Annotated in this window: 13 protein-coding genes; 10 read left to right on the top strand and 3 right to left on the bottom strand. The window is 66.1% G+C overall.

Annotated features, from left to right (window positions below):
- Window positions 1-17 precede the first annotated feature (17 nt).
- From K6T50_RS03880 to K6T50_RS03870, 3 genes are read left to right on the top strand one after another with little or no spacing between them, the layout of a single operon-like run.
- A complete protein-coding gene (locus tag K6T50_RS03880) occupies window positions 18-1,001 on the top strand; it encodes an ABC transporter permease (protein WP_222608097.1) in 984 nt (327 codons plus the stop codon).
- Window positions 1,001-1,921, top strand: coding sequence for an ABC transporter permease (locus tag K6T50_RS03875; protein WP_222608096.1), 921 nt, complete (start codon window positions 1,001-1,003; stop codon window positions 1,919-1,921). Before K6T50_RS03880 ends, K6T50_RS03875 begins: the two co-directional genes overlap by 1 nt.
- Entirely contained in the window at window positions 1,918-4,023 is a 2,106-nt protein-coding gene (locus K6T50_RS03870) for a dipeptide ABC transporter ATP-binding protein (protein WP_222608095.1), read from the top strand. Before K6T50_RS03875 ends, K6T50_RS03870 begins: the two co-directional genes overlap by 4 nt.
- 203 nt (window positions 4,024-4,226) lie before the next feature.
- On the opposite strand, the gene K6T50_RS03865 is transcribed toward K6T50_RS03870, so the two are convergent.
- Window positions 4,227-6,374 (bottom strand): acetate--CoA ligase family protein, encoded by a 2,148-nt coding sequence (locus tag K6T50_RS03865; protein WP_222608094.1) that lies wholly within the window; start codon window positions 6,372-6,374, stop codon window positions 4,227-4,229.
- Between the two features lie 98 nt (window positions 6,375-6,472).
- Here K6T50_RS03865 and K6T50_RS03860 point away from each other — a divergent pair, with 98 nt between their 5' ends.
- The 3 genes from K6T50_RS03860 (at window position 6,473) to K6T50_RS03850 (ending at window position 9,409) form a co-directional block, all read left to right on the top strand.
- Complete coding sequence (locus K6T50_RS03860; RefSeq protein ID WP_222608093.1) at window positions 6,473-7,609, top strand: mandelate racemase/muconate lactonizing enzyme family protein; 1,137 nt, start codon at window positions 6,473-6,475, stop codon at window positions 7,607-7,609.
- A 156-nt stretch (window positions 7,610-7,765) separates the two neighbouring features.
- A complete protein-coding gene (locus K6T50_RS03855) occupies window positions 7,766-8,572 on the top strand; it encodes an MBL fold metallo-hydrolase (protein ID WP_222608092.1) in 807 nt (268 codons plus the stop codon).
- Between the two features lie 96 nt (window positions 8,573-8,668).
- Window positions 8,669-9,409, top strand: coding sequence for an MBL fold metallo-hydrolase (locus tag K6T50_RS03850; RefSeq protein WP_222608091.1), 741 nt, complete (start codon window positions 8,669-8,671; stop codon window positions 9,407-9,409).
- Between the two features lie 32 nt (window positions 9,410-9,441).
- Here the strand turns inward: K6T50_RS03850 and K6T50_RS03845 are convergent, their stop codons facing one another.
- Both K6T50_RS03845 and K6T50_RS03840 read right to left on the bottom strand, forming a co-directional pair.
- Window positions 9,442-10,296 carry an HpcH/HpaI aldolase/citrate lyase family protein gene (locus tag K6T50_RS03845; RefSeq protein WP_222608090.1) on the bottom strand — a complete coding sequence of 285 codons (855 nt, stop codon included), beginning with the start codon at window positions 10,294-10,296 and terminating at the stop codon, window positions 9,442-9,444.
- Window positions 10,297-10,500: 204 nt separating this feature from the next.
- Complete coding sequence (locus K6T50_RS03840) at window positions 10,501-12,657, bottom strand: dipeptide ABC transporter ATP-binding protein (protein WP_222608089.1); 2,157 nt, start codon at window positions 12,655-12,657, stop codon at window positions 10,501-10,503.
- 272 nt (window positions 12,658-12,929) lie between these two features.
- Between K6T50_RS03840 and K6T50_RS03835 the strand changes: the two genes are divergently transcribed.
- From K6T50_RS03835 to K6T50_RS03820, 4 genes are all read left to right on the top strand, one after another.
- Window positions 12,930-14,159, top strand: coding sequence for an MFS transporter (locus K6T50_RS03835; protein ID WP_225935365.1), 1,230 nt, complete (start codon window positions 12,930-12,932; stop codon window positions 14,157-14,159).
- A gap of 60 nt (window positions 14,160-14,219) precedes the next feature.
- On the top strand, window positions 14,220-15,119 hold the full coding sequence (locus K6T50_RS03830; RefSeq protein ID WP_222608088.1) for an isocitrate lyase/PEP mutase family protein: 900 nt from the start codon (window positions 14,220-14,222) through the stop codon (window positions 15,117-15,119).
- A gap of 106 nt (window positions 15,120-15,225) precedes the next feature.
- Window positions 15,226-16,377 (top strand): PrpF domain-containing protein, encoded by a 1,152-nt coding sequence (locus K6T50_RS03825; RefSeq protein ID WP_222608087.1) that lies wholly within the window; start codon window positions 15,226-15,228, stop codon window positions 16,375-16,377.
- Window positions 16,378-16,467: 90 nt separating this feature from the next.
- Window positions 16,468-17,016 (top strand): hypothetical protein, encoded by a 549-nt coding sequence (locus K6T50_RS03820; protein ID WP_222608086.1) that lies wholly within the window; start codon window positions 16,468-16,470, stop codon window positions 17,014-17,016.
- Window positions 17,017-18,989 lie beyond the last annotated feature (1,973 nt).

Genomic DNA, 18,989 nt, shown 5'->3' with positions numbered 1-18,989 from the left:
ACGATTCAACATCCAAAATGAGCTTTCGACGCTTCCTGATAAAGCGGACAGCGATCGCGGTGATGCTGACACTGATCGCCGTCAGTATCATCTTCGTGACGCTGCGGCTGTTACCCTCGGACCCGTTCAGCGGACTCGTCGCGTCCGGGGCCCTCACGGCCGAGCAAGTGGCACAGGTGCGCGCAATGTACGGGCTGGACGAGCCGATCTACGTCCAGTACCTGAAATATATCCAGAACCTGTTCACGTTCCAGTTCGGGATCTCGCTCACCCAGCAACGCCCGGTCGGCGAGATCATCGTTCCCGCGCTGGTGAACACCCTCGTCCTGCTTCTGCCCGCGCTCGTCGTGACGGCGGTCATCAGTTCGGTCGCCGGCATGTACGCCGGGTGGAACCGAGGGTCGTGGTTCGAGCAGTCGAGCATCGTCGTGACCACGGTCTTTCGCGCGGTCCCGATCTTCGTGACGGGGATCTTCCTGCTCATCATCTTCTCGTACGGGCTGGGCTGGCTGCCGGCGTTCGGGATGCGCAGCCCGCTGGCGAACCCGGACGGGTATCTGGAGACGTATCTCTCGGTCGACTTCCTGAAACACTACACGCTTCCGTTCGCGGCGACGGTGATGTTCTACAGCGGCGACTTCCTGATGCTCGCCCGCAACTCCGTCGTCGAACGGAAAGGCTCGGAGTTCCTCATGCTCCACCGCGCGAAGGGGCTGTCCGAGATGGAACAACTCGGTCGCGCCGGGCGGAACTCGCTGCTGCCGCTCGTGACCTACTTCGCGCTCCGGACGGGGATGCTCTTTCAGGGGGTCATCACGCTGGAGGTCGTCTTCGCGTGGCCGGGTATCGGTCGCGCGCTCGTTCAAGCGATCCTCAATCAGGACTACCCGACGGTGCAGGCGGCCGTGTTCATCATGGCGCTCGCGGTCATCGTGATGAACCTCACCGCCGACGTGGCGTACGCGAAACTGGATCCGACTGTCGAGGCGGGTGATGTCTGATGTCGGGATACACGCTTGATACCGACACCGCGGTCGACAGACTGCGTTCGGAGTTCGGGCGAGCCAAGCGGACACTCAGTTACGTCCTCGAGGACACCGCGGCGAAAGTCGGCTTCGTGACGCTCGTCGTGTTCGTGTTCCTCGGGCTCTTCGGGCCGTACATCGCCCCCTACCAGCCCATTCAGGACACGCTCCAACAGGGCGGGTCGATGATGCGGCTCCAGGAGCCCGGCGGGAAGGCTATCTTGGGAACCACCTCGTTCGGAAAGGACGTCTTGAGCCAGTTCCTCGCCGGCGCACGGCCGACGCTCATCGTCGGCCTGTTCGGCGGCGTCGGGACCGGCGTGTTGGGATTCCTCGTCGGGCTCACGAGCGGCTACTTCGGCGGCCGCGTCGACGAGATCCTGATGCGGCTGACCGACTTGACGTTCGCGTTGCCGTTCCTGCCGATGGCGCTCGTGATCCTCTCGTTCGTGACCCCGAGCGTCTGGCTGATCACCGCTGTGCTGGTCGTCTTCCTCTGGAAGATGCCCGCGCGGGTCATCCGCTCGGAAGTGATGACGGTCAAAGAGCGGACGTTCGTCAAGTCCGCCAGGGCGCGGGGCGCCGGCCACATGCGGACGATGTTCCTGCACGTCGCCCCGAACGTGCTGGGGATCGGCTTCCTCTACACCGCGTACGCCGTCGGCTGGTCGATCGTCGCCGGCGCGTCGCTCGCGTTCCTCGGCTTCGGCGACCCGACGACCACCTCCTGGGGCCGGATGCTCCAGCAGGTGTTCCGCTCGGGCGCCATCCGCGTCGCGTGGTGGTGGGTACTCCCGCCCGCGATCGGTATCGGTGCCGTCACGACGTCCGTCTTCCTGGTCGGGCGGGCGTTCGAGGAGATAGTCAACCCCGACCTACAAACGGAGCAAGAATGAGTCTGCTCGAAGTCGACGACGTGAAGATCACGTATCGGATGCCGAACAGGGACGTCCACGCCGTCAACAACGTCTCCTTCTCGATCGACGAGGGGGACAACTACGGACTCGTCGGCGAGTCCGGCTCCGGCAAGTCGACCGTCGCCAAGGCGGTCCTCGGACTCCTCGACGACAACGGGGAGATCCGCTCGGGAAGCATCCGGTTCGACGGTCGGGAGCTGATCGATCTCTCCGAGCGCGACTGGAGGTCGGTCCGCTGGGAGGAGATCTCGTACATCCCACAGAGCGCGATGGACTCGCTGGATCCGGTGATGACAGTCGGCGCACAGATCCGGCAGGCCATCCGCAAACACAGGAACGTCTCGAAAGCGACCGCGAACGAGCGCGTCGCCGAGGTGTTCGAGATGGTCGGGCTCGATCCCGCACGGACCGGCGACTACCCACACCAGTTCTCGGGCGGGATGCGCCAGCGCGTCACGATCGCGATGGCGCTCGCCCTGGACCCGGATCTCATCATCGCCGACGAGCCGACGACCGGTCTGGACGTGATCGTCCAGGACAAGATCATCGACAAGCTGCTGGAGATCCAAGAGAAGACGGGGAGTTCGCTCCTACTCATCACCCACGATGTGGGCGTGGTCGCCGAGACGTGCGACGAGGTGTCGGTCCTGTACGGCGGGAAAGTGATGGAGCAGGGCAACACTGACGAGGTGTTCCGGGCGCCGACGAACCCCTACTCGATGGGCCTGAAGAACGCCTTCCCGGAGGTCGACGAGTTCGACGAGCAGGCGATCTCGATCCCGGGGTCGCTGCCGGATCTCACCCGCGAGCCGACCGGCTGCGTGTTCCGTAACCGGTGTCCCTTCGCCACGGAGGAATGTGGGGAACGCCATCCCCCACTGGTCGAGACGGACGGGCAACTGTCGGCCTGTCACTACACGGACCGGGCCGACGAGATGCGGGAGCAGGCCAAAGACCCCGAGACGTGGGGGATAGAGCCCCGGGACGAAAGCGGGAGGACGGGCGACACCGGCGACGTCATCCTCGAAACCCGCGGGCTCGAGAAGTGGTTCGAGCAGCCACAGGGGATCCTCGACGACTTTCGCGGGAACGATCCCGACTACGTGAAGGCCGTCAACGATGTCGACCTCACCGTTCATGAGGGCGAGATCGTCGGCGTCGCCGGCGAGTCGGGATGTGGGAAATCGACCCTCGCGGAGGTGATCGCCGCGCTGCAGGAACGAACCGGCGGGGAGATCCACGTCGACGGCACCTCGGTCGACGAGCTGCTCGAGGAGAGCACGAAGAAGTTCCGCTCGCAGGTACAGTTCATCTTCCAGGACCCGTTCGACTCCCTCAACCCGCGCCAGCGGGTCGAGGCGGCCGTCTCCGAACCCCTGAAGATCCAGGGGGTCGACCGCGAAGCCATCGACCGCCGGGTCAGACAGACGGTCGAGGACGTCGGCCTGAAGCCGGCCGAGAAGTACCTCGACAAGCTGCCGGCGCAGCTGTCGGGCGGAGAGCGCCAGCGCGTCGCCATCGCGCAGGCGCTGGTACTCGAGCCGCGATTGCTCATCTGCGACGAGCCGGCGTCGATGCTCGACGTCTCCCTGAAGGCCAATATCCTCAACATTCTGCGGGAGATGGCCGACGAGCGGGACATCGGCATCATCTACATCTCCCACGACCTCGCGAGCCTCACCCAGATCGCCGACCGCCTCGCGGTGATGTACCTCGGGCGGATCGCGGAGCTCGGGGACACGGAGGACGTCGTTCGGACGCCCAAACACCCCTACACGGCGTCGCTCCTGGCCGCCTCACCCCGGACGGACCCGGACATCGACCGTCAGCGGGTGCTCTTGCCCGGCGAGCCGCCGAACCCGGTCGATCTGCCGAACGGGTGCAACTTCGCACCCCGGTGCCCGAAGGCGACCGAGGAGTGTCGCGGCGAGGAGCCGTCGCGGTCCGCGTTCGCCGACGACGGGCACGAGGCGGCCTGCTACTTCCCGGTCGACGACGTCGAGACGGAACTGCTGGAACGCTACGCCGAGGAACACGAGGACGAGATCTCGAACGCGATCGGCGAGGAGATGACGCTGTAGCCGACAGCAGTTCTCCTCGTTCGTATCCCGTTCACGTTCGACTCTTTTTTCACATTCGGCCGTTCTCGAAGTTAGCGATCGTCGTACGCTCCACGAACGACGAGGTCGGAGCAAAGAGACTGAATCGGGGCCGGACTGGACGGTACCGACGGTCGAGGGCGACCCTGTGAGTCGAAGACGGTCAGTCTCGAAGGGGACGCCGGCTATTCGTCCGTCCGGACCAGTACGTCGACGGCCATCGGTCCGTCCTCCGTGACCACGACCGGGTTGAGGTCGAGTTCGGCCACGGCGTCCACCGACGCCGCCAACTCCCCGACGTTCACCAGGAGGTCGACGACGGCGTCGACGGACAGCGCCTCCCCGCCCCGGCGGTCGGTCAACAGGTCCGCGAGCGCGGTTCCCTCGACGGCTCGCCGCGCGTCGACCGGCGAGAACGGCGGGACGAGTGCCGCGCTGTCGTCGAGCGCCTCCACCAGGACACCGCCGGGGCCGACGGTGACGACCGAGTCGAACACGTCGCCGGGGGTGACTCCCAGGATGGCCTCGACGCCGTCGTCCACCATCGGCTGGACTAATACGCCGGCTACGTCCGATTCGTCGACGTGTGCCAGCGCCGCCTCCCGCACGTCTCGGTACGCCTCACGGACCGCCTCCGGCGAGTCGAGGTCGAGCGCGACGGCGCCGGCGTCCGTCCGGTGGGGGAGCGCCGGCGAGTCCACCTTCAGGACGACCGGATAGCCGACGGCCTCGGCGGCCGCGACCGCCTCCTCGGGGTCGGTCGCGACGCGCGTCTCGACGACGGGGACGTCGAAGGCGTCCAGGAGGGGTTCCGCCTCGTCCCACGCGAGGACTCGCCCCCGAGGCACGTCGAGGTCGGGCGCGTCGAGATCCTCCGCGAGATCGCGCCTGGACGGCCGTCCGGCGACGCGGTCGCGGTCCGAAACGTACCGGGTCGTCGACGCGATCGCGTCCAGACACCGCCCCGGGTCCTCGTACACCGGCACGGACTCCCGGAGGCGTGCGTACGGCGGCGTCACGGTCGGGTCGTCCGGTTCCTTCCGCCCGGTCCAGAGGACGTACACCGGGTCGTCGGCACCCGCGACGATCTCCTCCAGATCCTCGGCGATGGTCTCGGCGCGCTCGTCGACCCCCGGGAGACCGATCGCGAAGAGGTAGGCGTCGAAGGCGTCGTCGGCCAGCAGCGCGTCGGCGATGTCCGGGAGCACCTCGGCGCCGTACCCGCGGATGTCCGCGGGATTATGGAAGCCGCCGAAGGTCAGCAGCTCGTCGATGTCCAGCAGCGTTCGTTCGGTCTCACCGTCGATGTCGGGCAACCCGAGGTCCCGTTCGTCCGCCATATCCGCCAGGAGGCTCGCGAGGCCGCCGCTGGTCGAGGCGATACAGAGTCGGTCGCCGTCGACGTGGTCGTAGGCGGTGTGGGCGGTCGCCCGCGAGAGCAGGTCGGGAATGTCGGGTACCCGCTGGACGCCGCTTTGATCGAACGCAGCCTGCCACGCGTCGTCGCCACCGGTGAGGGAGCCGGTGTGTGAGAGCGTCGCCGCCTCGGCGAGGTCGGACTGTCCGATCTTGACCGTCATGACCGGGGTACCGTCGCGGGTCGCCCGCTCGGCGACACGCATGAACCGCTCGGGGTCGTCGATCCCCTCGACGTAGGTACAGATCACGTCGACGGTGTCCCGCTCGGCGAGATAGGCGACGTAGTCTGTCAGCGTCAGGTCGGTCTCGTTGCCGGTCGAGACGATGTGGCTGAAATGGAGATCCCTGTCCGCCGCACGCTCGAAGAAGGTGGTGAACGCCAGCGCGCCTGACTGACTGACGAGGCCGATCCGACCGGGCTCCGGTTCGCGTGAACAGGTCGACGTGAGCGTCGCGCCCCTGGCCGACATCACGCCGATACAGTTCGGTCCGACGACGCGGATACCGGTGTCGGCGGCCGCCTCGGCGAGCTGCGCCTCCAAGTCGCGGCCCTCCTCGTCGGCCTCCGAGAACCCGGCGGTGAGGACGAGCGCGACCGGCACGCCCCGCTGGCCGGCGGACGCGACCACATCGACGACGTACTCTCGCGGGACGCTCACGACGGCGAGGTCGACCGTCTCGGGCACGTCGTCGATGTCGTCGTAACACTCCCGCCCCCAGACCTCGTCACGTCCGGGATTGACGGGGTACAACGTTCCGTCGAACCCGTATCCGAGGAGGTTGTCCACGAGGTTCCCGGAGTAAAACGAGTCGGGACTGGCGCCGACGACGGCGACCGAGTCCGGGTCGAACAGCGGACCCAGTTCCGGGACCGCGAGGTCGGCGCTCGATAGCGTCGGGTCGGTGTCTTCCATGGGGGTCGCTACTCCGGAGACCGGCCTGTACCTGCCCCCGAAGCGACGCCATAGTAATCATTCTTTATCAGGGATGGCACCGATCGGCCCACAACGAGATGGAGATCCGACACGTCGAGGCGGTTCCGTTACGTCGAGAGCTCGACGAGCGGTTCGCGAACGCACAGAAGTGGATCGACTCGCGCGAGTACTGTCTGGTTCGGATCGAGACCGCGGACGGCGCCGTCGGCTGGGGCGAGTGCTGGGGGCCGATAGCGGGAACGCGCGAACTGATCGACGACCGGATCGCGGCGGTTCTTCGGGGGCGGGACGCCGAACGCGTCGAGTCGGTCCACGGGGACCTCGTTCACGACCTCCGGTCGGCGTACCACTCGACGATTCCGGCGGGCGCCGTCAGCGGTGTCGACCTCGCGCTCTGGGACCTCCGCGGGAACGCGGCCGGGGCGTCGGCCGCGACGCTGCTCGGGGGGCGACGGCGCGACGCGGTCCCCGCGTACGCGACCGGACACTTCTGGCCGCCAGCCGACGAGTTCGAGACGGTCAGGGAGTCGGTCGTCTCGGAGGCGGAGTCCCACGTCGACGCCGGGTTCGGCGCACTCAAGATGAAGATCGGCATGCAGCGACACTTCGGCTGGGGGCCGGAGTACGACGTGGAACTCGTCCGCGCCGTCCGGGAGGCGGTGGGCGACGACGTCGCGTTGATGGCGGACGCGAACCACGCCTACGATCTCCCGGCGGCCCGCCGCGTGGCCGACGGCCTCGCGGATCTGGACGTCGAGTTCTTCGAGGAACCGCTCCCTCCCGACCGGATCGACGCGTACGCACGACTCGCCGAGGACAGCGACGTATCGATCGCCGGCGGGGAATGCTGGGCGTTCGCGCCCGAGTTCCGGCGCGTGGCGAACGCCGGCGCGGTCGACGTCCTCCAGCCGGACGTAACCAGCGCCGGCGGGCTCACCTCGTCGCGCCGGGCCGCCGAGATCGCCGACGCCGCCGGGCTGGCGACGTACCCGCACGTCTTCGGGAGCGCCGTCGCGCTCGCGGCGAGCCTGCAGTTGCTCGCGACGCTTCCGGGATCGCCGCGCCTGGAGTTCGACCGGACGCCGAACCCGATCCGCGAGGAACTCGCGGTCGACCCGATCCGCAACGAGGGGACCGAGGTGCCCGTGCCGGACGGACCCGGCCTCGGCATCGAGATCGACCCCGAGACCCTCGCGGAGTTCCGGGTCGACTGATCCACGAACGGGTCGTTCACGTCCCGGACGCCATCCCGGAGTGTCCGATGGCGGCGGCGACCCGTACCCGATAGCCGTCGATGCTCGCCGGCGTTCAAATAGGGGGGAGTGAACGGTCACCACGGCTTTTGTGCCGGCCAGTTCAGGTGTGAACGCATGCCACGCGAGATCGCGCCCGGTCTCCACTGGATCTACGAGGCCGGGCCGGACAGGACGGAGTCGTGGGACCTGGCGGACCGTGAGCCGGAATGGTACGAGGAAGGGCGGGAGGCGTACGTGCCCCAGTGTGCGTACCTCGTCGACGGCGGCGACGAGACGCTACTGTTCGACACGCTGTCGCCCGCGAGCACCGACGAGATCCTCGCGGCTATCGACGAGCTCGTCGGCGACCGCGGGCTCGACTACCTCGTCGTCTCCCACCCCGACGTCCCCCACGCGGGGAACGCGCTCGCGATCCTCGAGGAGCACCCGGAGACGACGCTCGTCGCTCCCGGCTACGGGAACGACCACGAACTCTACCGGCTCGACTACGGGGTCCACGTCACCGAGGGCGACGAGATCGACCTCGGGAACCGCACCGTCGAGTTCCACGAGGCGACGTTCCTCGACGCGCCCGTCTCGGTGTGGATGACCGAACGGGAGACGGGGACGCTGTTCCCGGTCGACTGGATGGGGTTCACGCACCTCGACGACGAGCGGCTGGTCTTCGTGGACGAACTCGACGGGGAGTTCGACAGCAGTCGGCTCGTCGAGTTTCACGGACGGGTGCTGTTCTGGTACCAGTACGTCGACGTCGAGAAGACGAACGCGGAGATCGACGCCCTGATCGAGAAGTTCGACCCGGAGATCGTCGCGCCGGCACACGGGCTCGTCATCCGCGAGGACGCCACCGACTACATGGAACTCATGAAGGACGTGACGCGCACGATCGACGAACAGGGCCGGGTGGGAACCCTCGGGTGAACGGATGACGGGACACACCTACACGAGCAAGCAGGTGAGCGCACACACCACCACGAGCGAGGAGACGAGCGCACACGCCAGCGCGGAGGGACACGCATGACGGTCCAGGTCACCCCCAGCGTCGAGTGGATCAACCAGTGTTACGAACACGAGGGGGACCACGAACACGTCTCGCTGTACCTCCTTCGCGCGCCGGAGGGGACGGTCCTCGTCGACTCGGGGTCGTTCTACCACCGCGAGGAGATCACCGCCGCCGTCGACGAGGCGACCGACGGCGACGGGCCGGACGCCATCGTCCTCTCACACTCGGATTATCCCCACGCGGCGAACGTCTCGCCGCTGGGCGGCGACACCGAGGACGTCGAACTCGTCGCCTCGTCGGCGTCGCCGGCCCAGCAGGGGCTCCCGGACGCCCGCAAGTGCGACATCGGCGGCTCGCTGACGATCGAGGGCCGGGAGTTCAGCTTCATCGACCCGCCGCTGGCCGACCGGTCGCACACGACGTGGATCTACGACCACGGCGACGGCGTCCTCTTCACCGCCGACGGGTTCGGGAACTACCACGACCCCGGGCGATGCGACTCCCTCTCTGACGACTTCCCGGAGTCGACCCCGACGGAACGGATCTACGAGTACCATCGCGACAACCTCGTCTGGCTCCGCTATGTCGCCCCGGAGAAAGTCGACCGGACGCTCGACGACATCTTCGCGTCGTACGACGTGAACGCCGTCGCGCCGATCCACGGTAACCCCATCGTGGGCGACGACCTCGACACGTATCGCGAGCGACTCCGCGATTCGATCGAGCGGATCGCCTCGGAGCACTCGGTCGCGTAGTCCGTCGATCTCGGGGTCGGTAGCGGTCGTCGCTACCGGATCCCGGCAGCCTCCGCCCGCCGGACGATCGTCCGAGCGCGCTCGACCAGCGGCGGGTCGATCATCTGCCCGTCCACGGTGAACACGCCGTCGCCCTCGTCGCTCGCCCGTTCCTGCCCGGCGAGCACCGTCTCGGCCCACTCGAGCTCGTCTTCCCCCGGCGTGAACGCCTCGTTGATGACGGCGATCTGGTCCGGGTGGATCGCGAGCTTCCCGTCGAAGCCGAGTTCGACGACGAACTCGGTCTGTTCGCGGAGTCCCTCCGTGTCACCGATGTCGGTGTGGACGGTGTCGAGCGCGTCGACGCCGGCGGCGGCCGCGGCGACGACCGTCCGCTGGCGGGCGTACAGCGACTCCGTTTTGTCGTCGGTCACGGTCGCACCGATATCGGCGGTGAAGTCCTGGTCGCCGTACGCGACGGCCGTGACGCCCGGTGCGGCCGCGATCTCGTTGGCGGCGATGACACCCGCCGCCGTCTCGATCAGCGGGACGATGCCGACGGCGTCCGCCCCGAGTTCCGTGAGTTGGTCACGGAGGGCCTCGACGGGCTCGGCGTCGTTCACTTTCGGGAGGAGGATACTGTCGGGGGGCCGTTCGGTCTCGCCGACGACTGCGGCGACATCGGCCGGTCCCGAAAGGTCGTACGGATTGATGCGGACGGCGACGTCCGGGGTCGGGTCGTCGAGGTCGTCGAGCATCGACCGGACGGTCGCCCGCGCCCCCTCCTTCGCGGCGGGCGCGACGGCGTCCTCCAGATCGAAGACGACCGTGTCCGCCCCGGTCTCGACGGCCTTCTTCAACATCTCACGGTCGTCCCCGGGCGAGTACAGCAGCGAGCGCTGAACCATGTCTGAGACTCACACCGTCGGTGGATAAGATCAATGGGCGGTTACGGGGAGTGACGTGGTCGAGTGTGAAGCACGGACGTCCGTCGCCCTCGACACGTGCCGTCCGGCGTAGTCGGGAGGTCGACCGCCGCGGGGGCGACCGATGTGAGTCGGTCGTGAGCGTGCGCGGCCCAGGGCACTCGACGAGTGCGACCGTTCACCCGGTCAGTCGTCGACGGACTCACTGACCCGTGCGGGCTCGTCCGGCTCCGATCGCTCCGCCGGCCGGAAACACGCGGCCGAGTGGTCCGGTTCCGTCCACTCGTCGAGTTCGGGCTCCGCGTCCAGACACTCGTCGGTTACCTTCGGACAGCGGGGGGCGAACCGGCACCCCTGCGGTTCCCCGACCGGGTCGGACGGGTTCCCGTCGAGGAACACGCGCTCGCGGCTGCCGCGCGGGTCCGTTTCGGGGACGGCCGAGAGTAGTGCCTCCGTGTAGGGGTGCTTCGGGTCGTTCACGACGCGCTCGGTCCGTCCCTGTTCGACGAACCGTCCGAGGTACATGATCGAGAGGCGATCGGCGATCTGGGTGAGGCTCGCGAGGTCGTGGGAGATGTACAACACGCCGATACCCCGCGTGTTCGCGAGCGTCCGAAGCAGGTTGAGCACCTCCGCCTGAAGCGAGACGTCGAGCATCGACGCCGGCTCGTCGCAGATGAAGAAGTCCGGGTCGATAACGAGCGCACGGGCGATCGCGACACGCTGTCGCTGCCCGCCGGACAGCTCGTTCGGATACTTCTCGAGATAGTTCTCGGCGGGCGCCATCCCGACCTGCTCGAGCGCCTCCCGGACGGCCTCGGGTTTCTCGTCCGTCCGGTAGTCGTGAATCGTCAGGGGCTCCTTGACCAACTGTTCGACGGTCAGCCGCGGGTTCAGCGAGTCGTACGGGTTCTGGAAGACGATCTGGACCCGTTGCCGGAACGACTGGAGGTTCCCGTCCTGATAGTACTCGTGTGAGCGACCGTCGAACTCGAACCCGCCGTCCGTCGGATCCTCCAGAAGCGCGAGCGTTTGGCCGAGCGTCGTCTTCCCACAGCCCGACTCGCCGACGACGCCCAGGATCTCTCCACGTGCGACGGACAACGAAACGCCGTCGACGGCGCGAACGTGCGATCCGCCGTCCCTGAGCACCTCGTTGAGGATCTCGCCGCGCTGTTCGTACCACCGGCGGACGCTGTTCGAGATGCCGGTTACCGTCGGCGAGAGGCCGTCGATGGGGAAGCGCCCCAACAGCGACTCCGAACGCTCGTACCACTTGCAGAGGTCGGTGACTTCGAGCAACACCTCACCGTCACGGGATCGTGACCCTTCCGTGGCGCCGCCCCACCTGGAGGCGTCGTCGGCCTCCTGGCGTATCCGTGCGGCTCGATCCGCGTTGTGGCAGGCGACTCGCTGGTTCCGGTACGGGATCGTCTCCACGTCCGGTTCCGTCGTCGCACACTCCTCGCTCGAGAACGGACAGCGCGGCTCGAAGACACAGCCCGTCGGCTCGGTGCCGAGGCTCGGCGGCTTTCCCGGGACGGAGACGAGGTCGTCGGCGTCGTCGTCGAGCGCCGGAAACGCGTTCTTCAACCCCATCGTGTACGGGTTCGTGGGGTTGAGCAGGAGGTTCTCCACGCGGCCCTGCTCCATGATCTTCCCGCCGTACATGACCGACATCTCGTCGCAGGTCTCGGCGATGACGCTCAAGTCGTGCGTGATCAACAGGAGCGAGCTGTCGGTCTCTTCCTGTATCTGGAGGATGTTGTCGATGATCTTGTCCTGGACCACCACGTCCAGGCCCGTCGTTGGTTCGTCCGCGATGATGAGCTTCGGATCGAGCGCGAGCGCCATCGCGATGACGACACGTTGGCGCATCCCGCCCGAGAACTGGTGGGGATAGTCGTCGACCCGGTCGGGGTCCAGCCCGACCATCTCGAACAGTTCGCGTGCGCGCCGACGGGCGTTGCGTTCCGAGAGCTCCCGGTGTGTCTGGATCGCCTGCCTGATCTGTGCGCCGGCCGTCATCACCGGGTCGAGCGCGTCGATGGCCGTCTGTGGAATGAACGCGATCTCCTCCCAGAGTAGATCCTGCCGCTCCGACGGCGTCAGCGAGCGCAGGTCCCGTCCCTCGAACTCGATGGCTCCCGACTCGATCTCCGCGTGGTCCGGCAACAGCCCCAGGATGGCCTTCGCGGTCGTGGACTTTCCCGAGGCCGACTCACCCGAGAGCGCGTAGTTGATACCGTCGTCGATACCGAACGAAATGCCGTTCACGCTGTGGAGCGGCCCCTCACGCGTGTCGTACCGAACCGATAGGTCGTCGACATCGAGGAGCGTCATCGTCGTCCGGGCACCGACGACGTACGGAGGTCGATCATACCGATCCGAGCGGTATCGAGATACCTCGGAGACGAACCGATTCGTTCCCGCCGATTCATCCTGACACAGCGTAGCATGACACATGTTAAGAACCCTCGGATAGCACTGAGACTCGACACGACAGGAGGGCGCTCGTCTCGTCGGCTATCCGTCACGCGTCGGGAGAGATCATCGGTCGCTCCAGCCAGAACCAGAGTAATGCTATCCACCGGACACGACGTCCGAGAGCGCACGTGGTGACCGCGGAGATCCGATCGCTAGTCGGCCGGATCGGCCGCTTCGACGCGATCGTGCTCACCTCCGGACTGTGGTTCCTGAGCAAGTTCGTTCGCTTCGCGTTCCCGCCGTTGTTCGAACGACTCGGCCGCGTGTACGGCGTGTCGCCGGCGGTCCTCGGTGGGGCGTTCAGCGGGCTGCTCATGGTCTACGCGGCGATGCAGTTCCCGTCGGGACTCATCGCCGACAGGGTTAGTTCCGTCGCCGTCATCGGCGGGGGGACCGTACTCGCGGCGGTCGGGGCGCTCGCGCTGGCGGTCGACAGTCCGCTGGTCGTCCTCGTCGGGGCCATGCTGACGATCGGCGCCGGTACCGGCCCGGTCAAGACGGTCGGCATCCGGGTGCTCTCGCGGACGTATCCGCGACAGACCGGGCGTGCCCTCGGCGTGTTCGACACGTTCGGGACCCTCGGCGGCGCGGCGGCGCCCGCCGCAGTCGTGCTCTTCGCGAACGCGCCCGGGGTGGTCGGTGCCGGCTGGCGAACGACCTTCCTCGTCGCCGGGATCGTCGGGATCTGCGTTACGGTCGGGTTCGTCGCCCGGGTTCCCCGACGGCTTCCGGACTTCGAGACGGACCGGGACGACACCGAGACCACCGTCCCGATCCGCGAGTACGGAGCGCTGTTTCGGGAGTGGCGCTTCTCCGTGTTCGTCCTCGTCACGACCCTGTTCTCGTTCGCCTACAACGCCACGCTCGCGTTCCTCCCGTTGTATTTCACGCGGGAGGCCGGCCTCACGACCACCACAGCGAGCCTGCTGTTCAGCGTCCTGTTCGCGGTGAGCCTCGTTCAGTTGCTCACCGGGGAGATAAGCGATCGAACGGGGGCGCTCCCGCTCGTCGCGCTCACTGTCGGGCTGGCGACGGCGGGGCTCGGAGCGATACTCCTCCTCTCGGACGCCGCCGGTCCCCTCATGCTGGGTGGGGCAGTCGTGTGTCTCGGACTCGGCGCACACGGCTACCGTCCAGTTCGGGGGGCGTACCTCATGTCGGTCATTCCGACCTCCGTCGCCGGCGGGAGCCTCGGCGCGGTACGAACGATTCAGATGGTCGCCGGGGCGTCCTCCCCCGCCCTCGTCGGCGTCGTCTCGGAGACGGCCGGACTTCGGCCGGCGTTCTGGATCCTCACCGCCGCGCTGCTCGTCGCGACGGGCCTGTCAGTCCTCCTGTGGGTGTTCGACTCCGCCTGACCGCGCGCTCCGACGACTCGGCCGATCGGTACTTTACGCCTCGGGTGTCGTCTGTCTCGTATGTACGGGCGCGAGCGGTTGGCGGAGACGATCGCCGGATCGGAGATCACGGTCGTTCCGGGCGTATACGACGGTATCAGTGCGCGACTCGTCGAGCGACAGGGCTTCGAGAGCGGGTTCCTCTCCGGTGCCGGGGTCTCCAACAGTCGCCTCGCACAGCCGGACGTCGGCTTCCTCACGCTGCCGGACATCGCCGATCAGTCGCGCGAGATCGCGGACGCGGTCGAGATCCCGATCTGGGTCGACGCCGACACCGGCTACGGGAACGCGGTTTCCGTCCATCGCACGATCCGGCGGCTGGCCGACGCGGGGGCGGCCGCGGTCATGATCGAGGACCAGGAGTGGCCCAAGCGGTGCGGCCACATGGCCGGCAAGTCCGTCGTCGGGTTCGAGGAGGCCGTCGCGAAGATCGAGGCGGCCGCGGACGCACGCGATTCGCACGCCCCGGACATGCTCCTGAAGGCGCGGACCGACGCGACCGAGCCGGACGGGCTCGACGAGGCGATCCGGCGGCTGAACGCGTTCGCCGACGCCGGCGCCGACGTCGTCTTCGCGGACGCGCTGCGCTCGGCGGACGACATCCGTCGCGTCGCCGACGAGGTCGAGGCACCGCTCTCGGTCAACATGGGGTTCGGCGTCCGGAGCCGACCGACCACGCCGCTGATCCCGGCCGCACGCCTCGACGAAATGGGGGTCGATGTCGTCATCTACCCGCGGCTCATCACCGCCGCGGCGACCGCGGGGATGAAACGCGGGCTGGAGGAGCTCGCGACGGCCGTGGAGACGGACGAGGAGTACGAGGCGCCCGACGCCGTCGTCGACTGGGACTACTACACCGACCTCGTCGGGAAGCCGGCGGTCGACGACCTCGAGGAGCGGTTCGCGACCGACGACGACTGACCCCCCGCTCGGGGAGCGCGATGGACGGATCCCCGGTGACGGCGACGTGTGGCGTGAATCCCCCCACGACACAACACCTACGCCGGAGGAACACGAGCCCGACGGCATGGTCGACCAATCGATCCAGGGATCCGTTCGGGGGACCCTGATTCGCGGCGGAACGAGCCGGGGACTGTACGTGACACCCGAGCAGTTGCCGCCGGCCGGCGAGCTACGGGACGAGATCCTCATCGAGCTCTTCGGAACCCCGGACCCGCTACAAATCGACGGCATCGGTGGAGGAAACTCCCACACGAGCAAGGTGATGATCGTCGACGAGGCGGACCGGCCGGACGCCGACATCGAATACACGTTCGGGCAGGTCGGGATCGACAACGCGACCGTCGATTGGTCGGGGAACTGTGGGAACCTGACGAGCGGTATCGGCGTGTTCGCCGCGGCGACCGGACTCGTCGACGCTCGTGACCCGGAGACGGAACTGGTCCTCTACAACACGAACACGGACACGTATATCGACCAGGTCGTCCCGATCGCCGACGGGGAACCGGCGGTACACGGCGAGTACCACGTCGACGGGATCCCGGGGACCGGTGCCCGGATCGACTCGTACTTCCGGGACCCGGGCGGCTCGGTCACCGGCCGGACGTTGCCGACCGGTGCGGCCCGTGAGACACTCTCGGTCGCCGGCGAGGACTACACCGTCTCGATCGTCGATATCGCGAACCCCAACGTGTTCCTCCGTGCCCGTGACCTCGGGCTCGAGGGAACGGAGCTCCCCGACACGCTGAACGACCCGGACCTCCTCGACCGACTCGAACTCCTCAGAGGGGCAGCCTGCGAACGCCTCGGTCTCGTCGATGACCGGCGCGACGCCGTCGACGACTGCCCGGCGATCCCCCAGATCGCGGTGGTCTCCGAACCGCAATCGTTCGGAACCGCCTCGGGCGAACGTGTCAACGACGACGACCTCGATATCACGTCCCGGATCGTGACGACCCAGACACCCCACCACTCGTACGCGACGACCGGCGCCATGTGTCTCGCCGCTGCGACCCAGCTCGATGGCACGATCCCGGCGGAGTTCGCTCGGGACGCCGGGGGCCCCAACGTGGTCATCGGCCACCCCCAGGGGACGATCACGATCGGTGTCGAGGGATCGACGCGTGACGGGGGAACGACGGTCGACCGGGTCCGCGTCGGTCGCACCGCCCGACTGCTCTTTGACGGACACGTATACTACCGCAACAGCACGGTGTGAGTAGAGTACGACTGGCTCGACGGTGCCTCGTATGCTTATTATCGTATATATACAAGTATCTTTTAATTATCTTACTCCGCATATCTAATTATGGATATCCATCGATTCGTCCCGTTAGCGTTGGCTATCGCTGGGTTTGCAGCCATCGGTGTCGGCGTCTATCAGGGGTTAGTCCACGTCGCTCCGGGATACGAGGGGACCATTATGTCCGGCTGGGATGGAAGCCTGAATCACGAAGAGGTACTGCTCGTGCAGTTAGGGGCGCTTAGTGTCGGAAGCGTGGTCGCAGGACTTCGGTGGAAACGCCTGTCGCACCTCTCTTTCGTCATGGGCGGCATCGTTCTGTTCTACGCAGTTCGGGCGGTATTCAATCTGGTTCAGTCCCCACGGCCGCTCTACCGAGAGTTCCCTGTGCAGGGCGCCGGGTTCGATGGCGATACCGTCATGTTGGTTCTCGGTGCAGAACCGTTTCTGCTTGCAGCAGGCGGTCTATTTCTCATGGCCGCGGGGCTCGCGTCGTTCACGTCTCGGCTATATCCCGGGGGCGGTGTGGTGGCGATACTTCGACCGTCGCGGGTTTCAACTGAAGCGGTAGCGTCAGTCAGCTCCGGGCCTACCCGCTTCGCACTGATTGTTTGATCAGGTCGAATTATACACCACCATGGCAGTGGTTTGGAGTGCCGAGGTTCTGTGTCATCCGTGGGACCGGACTGAACCATCATCCTCGGCATTTTCGTCGAATCGGCGATCTCGTCGTCGGCCGTAGGTGCACTCGCCGGCGATTCCCTCTGGGCCGATGCTGACACCTGCAGCAATCAGGTCGCTGTTTCGGGTTGCCTGAAGATGTCTGCTAGGGGCCCCACAACAGTGACCCCAGCAACGTCCACAGGCAATTCTGAACAGAATCTATTCCACTCGAAACGAACGTATTGGAATACCCGGCGCAAGGTGATTCAGCGACACCCACGGATCCCATAACACCAGATTCCACAGACTCATCGGTAGAATTCCACAGGCGAATATGGCCTGTGGAAGGCCTCTACCACCCATTTACTGTCTCAAGACACAGTCGGCCAAATAGTTCCAGTCTGGTTCTGAAGTCTCTCCACAGGATGGTGAACCAATCAAAGGCTCAGTAGGTGGATGTTGAATCGAGCCGGACGGATCACGGTTTGACACAGGGTCCGCAAGAGGAGAATAGAATACCAATACACCAGTCAGTAGCAAACGAGCCCACCCCCAACGGAAGCGACGCGCGGTGGGCCACACGCGACGACGCCACGGCCGCGAGGCCGACCGGTTCACACACAGTCCCGGCTGATGTGACATCGGCGAAGACGACACACCTGTTCGCTGCGTTCTGAGAGGGTGACAAGCCATCGCAGAGAATGGAGTTTCCAGCAGAAGAGAGCAGAGGTTGGTGCCCCGCCACGTCAGTTCTGCGGTGAGGGATGTCGGAGGCGGCGAGCCGACAGAGAAGAACTCACATAACCGGTGATTGCACCAGTGAGCCGGTGTGTGACTCTGTGGAAGCCTTGGCTAGCTGTATCTGGTGCAACAGTGATCCCTAGTCGTGGGCGTGAGCATGCTGCTTGGACTTGGAGAACCTGTTGGACCCCGTTTCGGTGGCGTGGCCGGTTTTGACGGCGACTCATCCGACTGCATGCTTCCCTATGAGTGGGTTCGACCTTGTGTCACGCCGAGCGGTAGCAGCGATCGCCTCGGCTTCTGGTCGGTCGTCGGAACCACAACGGGCTGGAACCGCTGGAGACGACCACGTCCGTATTGACACACGACATCGGCTGGTGATGCACCAGAACACTCAGTTGACAGGGAATGGTCCCTGAGCGCAATCTGTCCGTCACAGCAAGGCTATGAGGAACATCGGCGAGGCAGATGTGCGCCCGACTGTACCACGACAGACTGCAATCACCGCACCGAACACTGGTTCACCCACTGTCGATGCGAGGCCCACGGGCTGCACCGACTGTCGCCACACATCAGCGGTAAATCGCAGATCTACCGTTCCACAGACTCTCTGTCCCAAATACACGGCTGTGGCTCTGTGAACGGACGCTGATTTCGACCGAATCGGGCCGAGCATGTGGAACAGATAGTCTAACCGGACGTGGGACGTGATCACTGCCAAGACGCGTCACATCGCTGTCCTCCGCTTCCGTCGGTGCTCCGGCGGAAGCGATGTGCGGGGCCCCTGGCCCCCGTGTCGCGTCTGTGGCTGTCTGTACTGTATTGTTCTTTGCTTGGATTCTCTCTTCCCTATTGCGGAGCGTCATGCAGCCTGTGGACGGGCGATCCTTGGCGTAGAGCCTCTCACAATCGGCGATTGTCCCCTCACGTAGCTGTGGAGTAGAAACGAAGGGGTGGGGATCGGTGATCCACCCTTCGGGTGGCTGCCGGAGCGACCTGGACAGCTGCGTCGACAGTGATCAGCTCGCGAGGAATCCCCGACTTATCAGTCCTACAGACATTCAATATCAGCAAGAAAACCGTCTGACTCCGGTACATTCTTGCGAGAAATTCCCATGCACGTATCAAATAAACGGACTAGTTCTTATATACTATGATTCTCAACATCGAAATCGCTGGCAGAA

Source organism: Halobaculum magnesiiphilum (assembly GCF_019823105.1).
Lineage (GTDB): Archaea > Halobacteriota > Halobacteria > Halobacteriales > Haloferacaceae > Halobaculum > Halobaculum magnesiiphilum.
The sequence above is the reverse complement of the archived record's forward strand: the minus strand, read 5'-3'. Positions and strand labels throughout refer to the sequence as shown.

What these genes read in the sequence shown, in the direction of transcription:
- K6T50_RS03880 (WP_222608097.1), top strand. Translation starts at nt 18, where the DNA reads ATGAGCTTTCGACGCTTCCTGATAAAGCGGACAGCGATCGCGGTGATG.
- K6T50_RS03875 (WP_222608096.1), top strand. Translation starts at nt 1,001, where the DNA reads ATGTCGGGATACACGCTTGATACCGACACCGCGGTCGACAGACTGCGT.
- K6T50_RS03870 (WP_222608095.1), top strand. Translation starts at nt 1,918, where the DNA reads ATGAGTCTGCTCGAAGTCGACGACGTGAAGATCACGTATCGGATGCCG.
- K6T50_RS03865 (WP_222608094.1), bottom strand. Translation starts at nt 6,374, where the DNA reads ATGGAAGACACCGACCCGACGCTATCGAGCGCCGACCTCGCGGTCCCG.
- K6T50_RS03860 (WP_222608093.1), top strand. Translation starts at nt 6,473, where the DNA reads ATGGAGATCCGACACGTCGAGGCGGTTCCGTTACGTCGAGAGCTCGAC.
- K6T50_RS03855 (WP_222608092.1), top strand. Translation starts at nt 7,766, where the DNA reads ATGCCACGCGAGATCGCGCCCGGTCTCCACTGGATCTACGAGGCCGGG.
- K6T50_RS03850 (WP_222608091.1), top strand. Translation starts at nt 8,669, where the DNA reads ATGACGGTCCAGGTCACCCCCAGCGTCGAGTGGATCAACCAGTGTTAC.
- K6T50_RS03845 (WP_222608090.1), bottom strand. Translation starts at nt 10,296, where the DNA reads ATGGTTCAGCGCTCGCTGCTGTACTCGCCCGGGGACGACCGTGAGATG.
- K6T50_RS03840 (WP_222608089.1), bottom strand. Translation starts at nt 12,657, where the DNA reads ATGACGCTCCTCGATGTCGACGACCTATCGGTTCGGTACGACACGCGT.
- K6T50_RS03830 (WP_222608088.1), top strand. Translation starts at nt 14,220, where the DNA reads ATGTACGGGCGCGAGCGGTTGGCGGAGACGATCGCCGGATCGGAGATC.
- K6T50_RS03825 (WP_222608087.1), top strand. Translation starts at nt 15,226, where the DNA reads ATGGTCGACCAATCGATCCAGGGATCCGTTCGGGGGACCCTGATTCGC.
- K6T50_RS03820 (WP_222608086.1), top strand. Translation starts at nt 16,468, where the DNA reads ATGGATATCCATCGATTCGTCCCGTTAGCGTTGGCTATCGCTGGGTTT.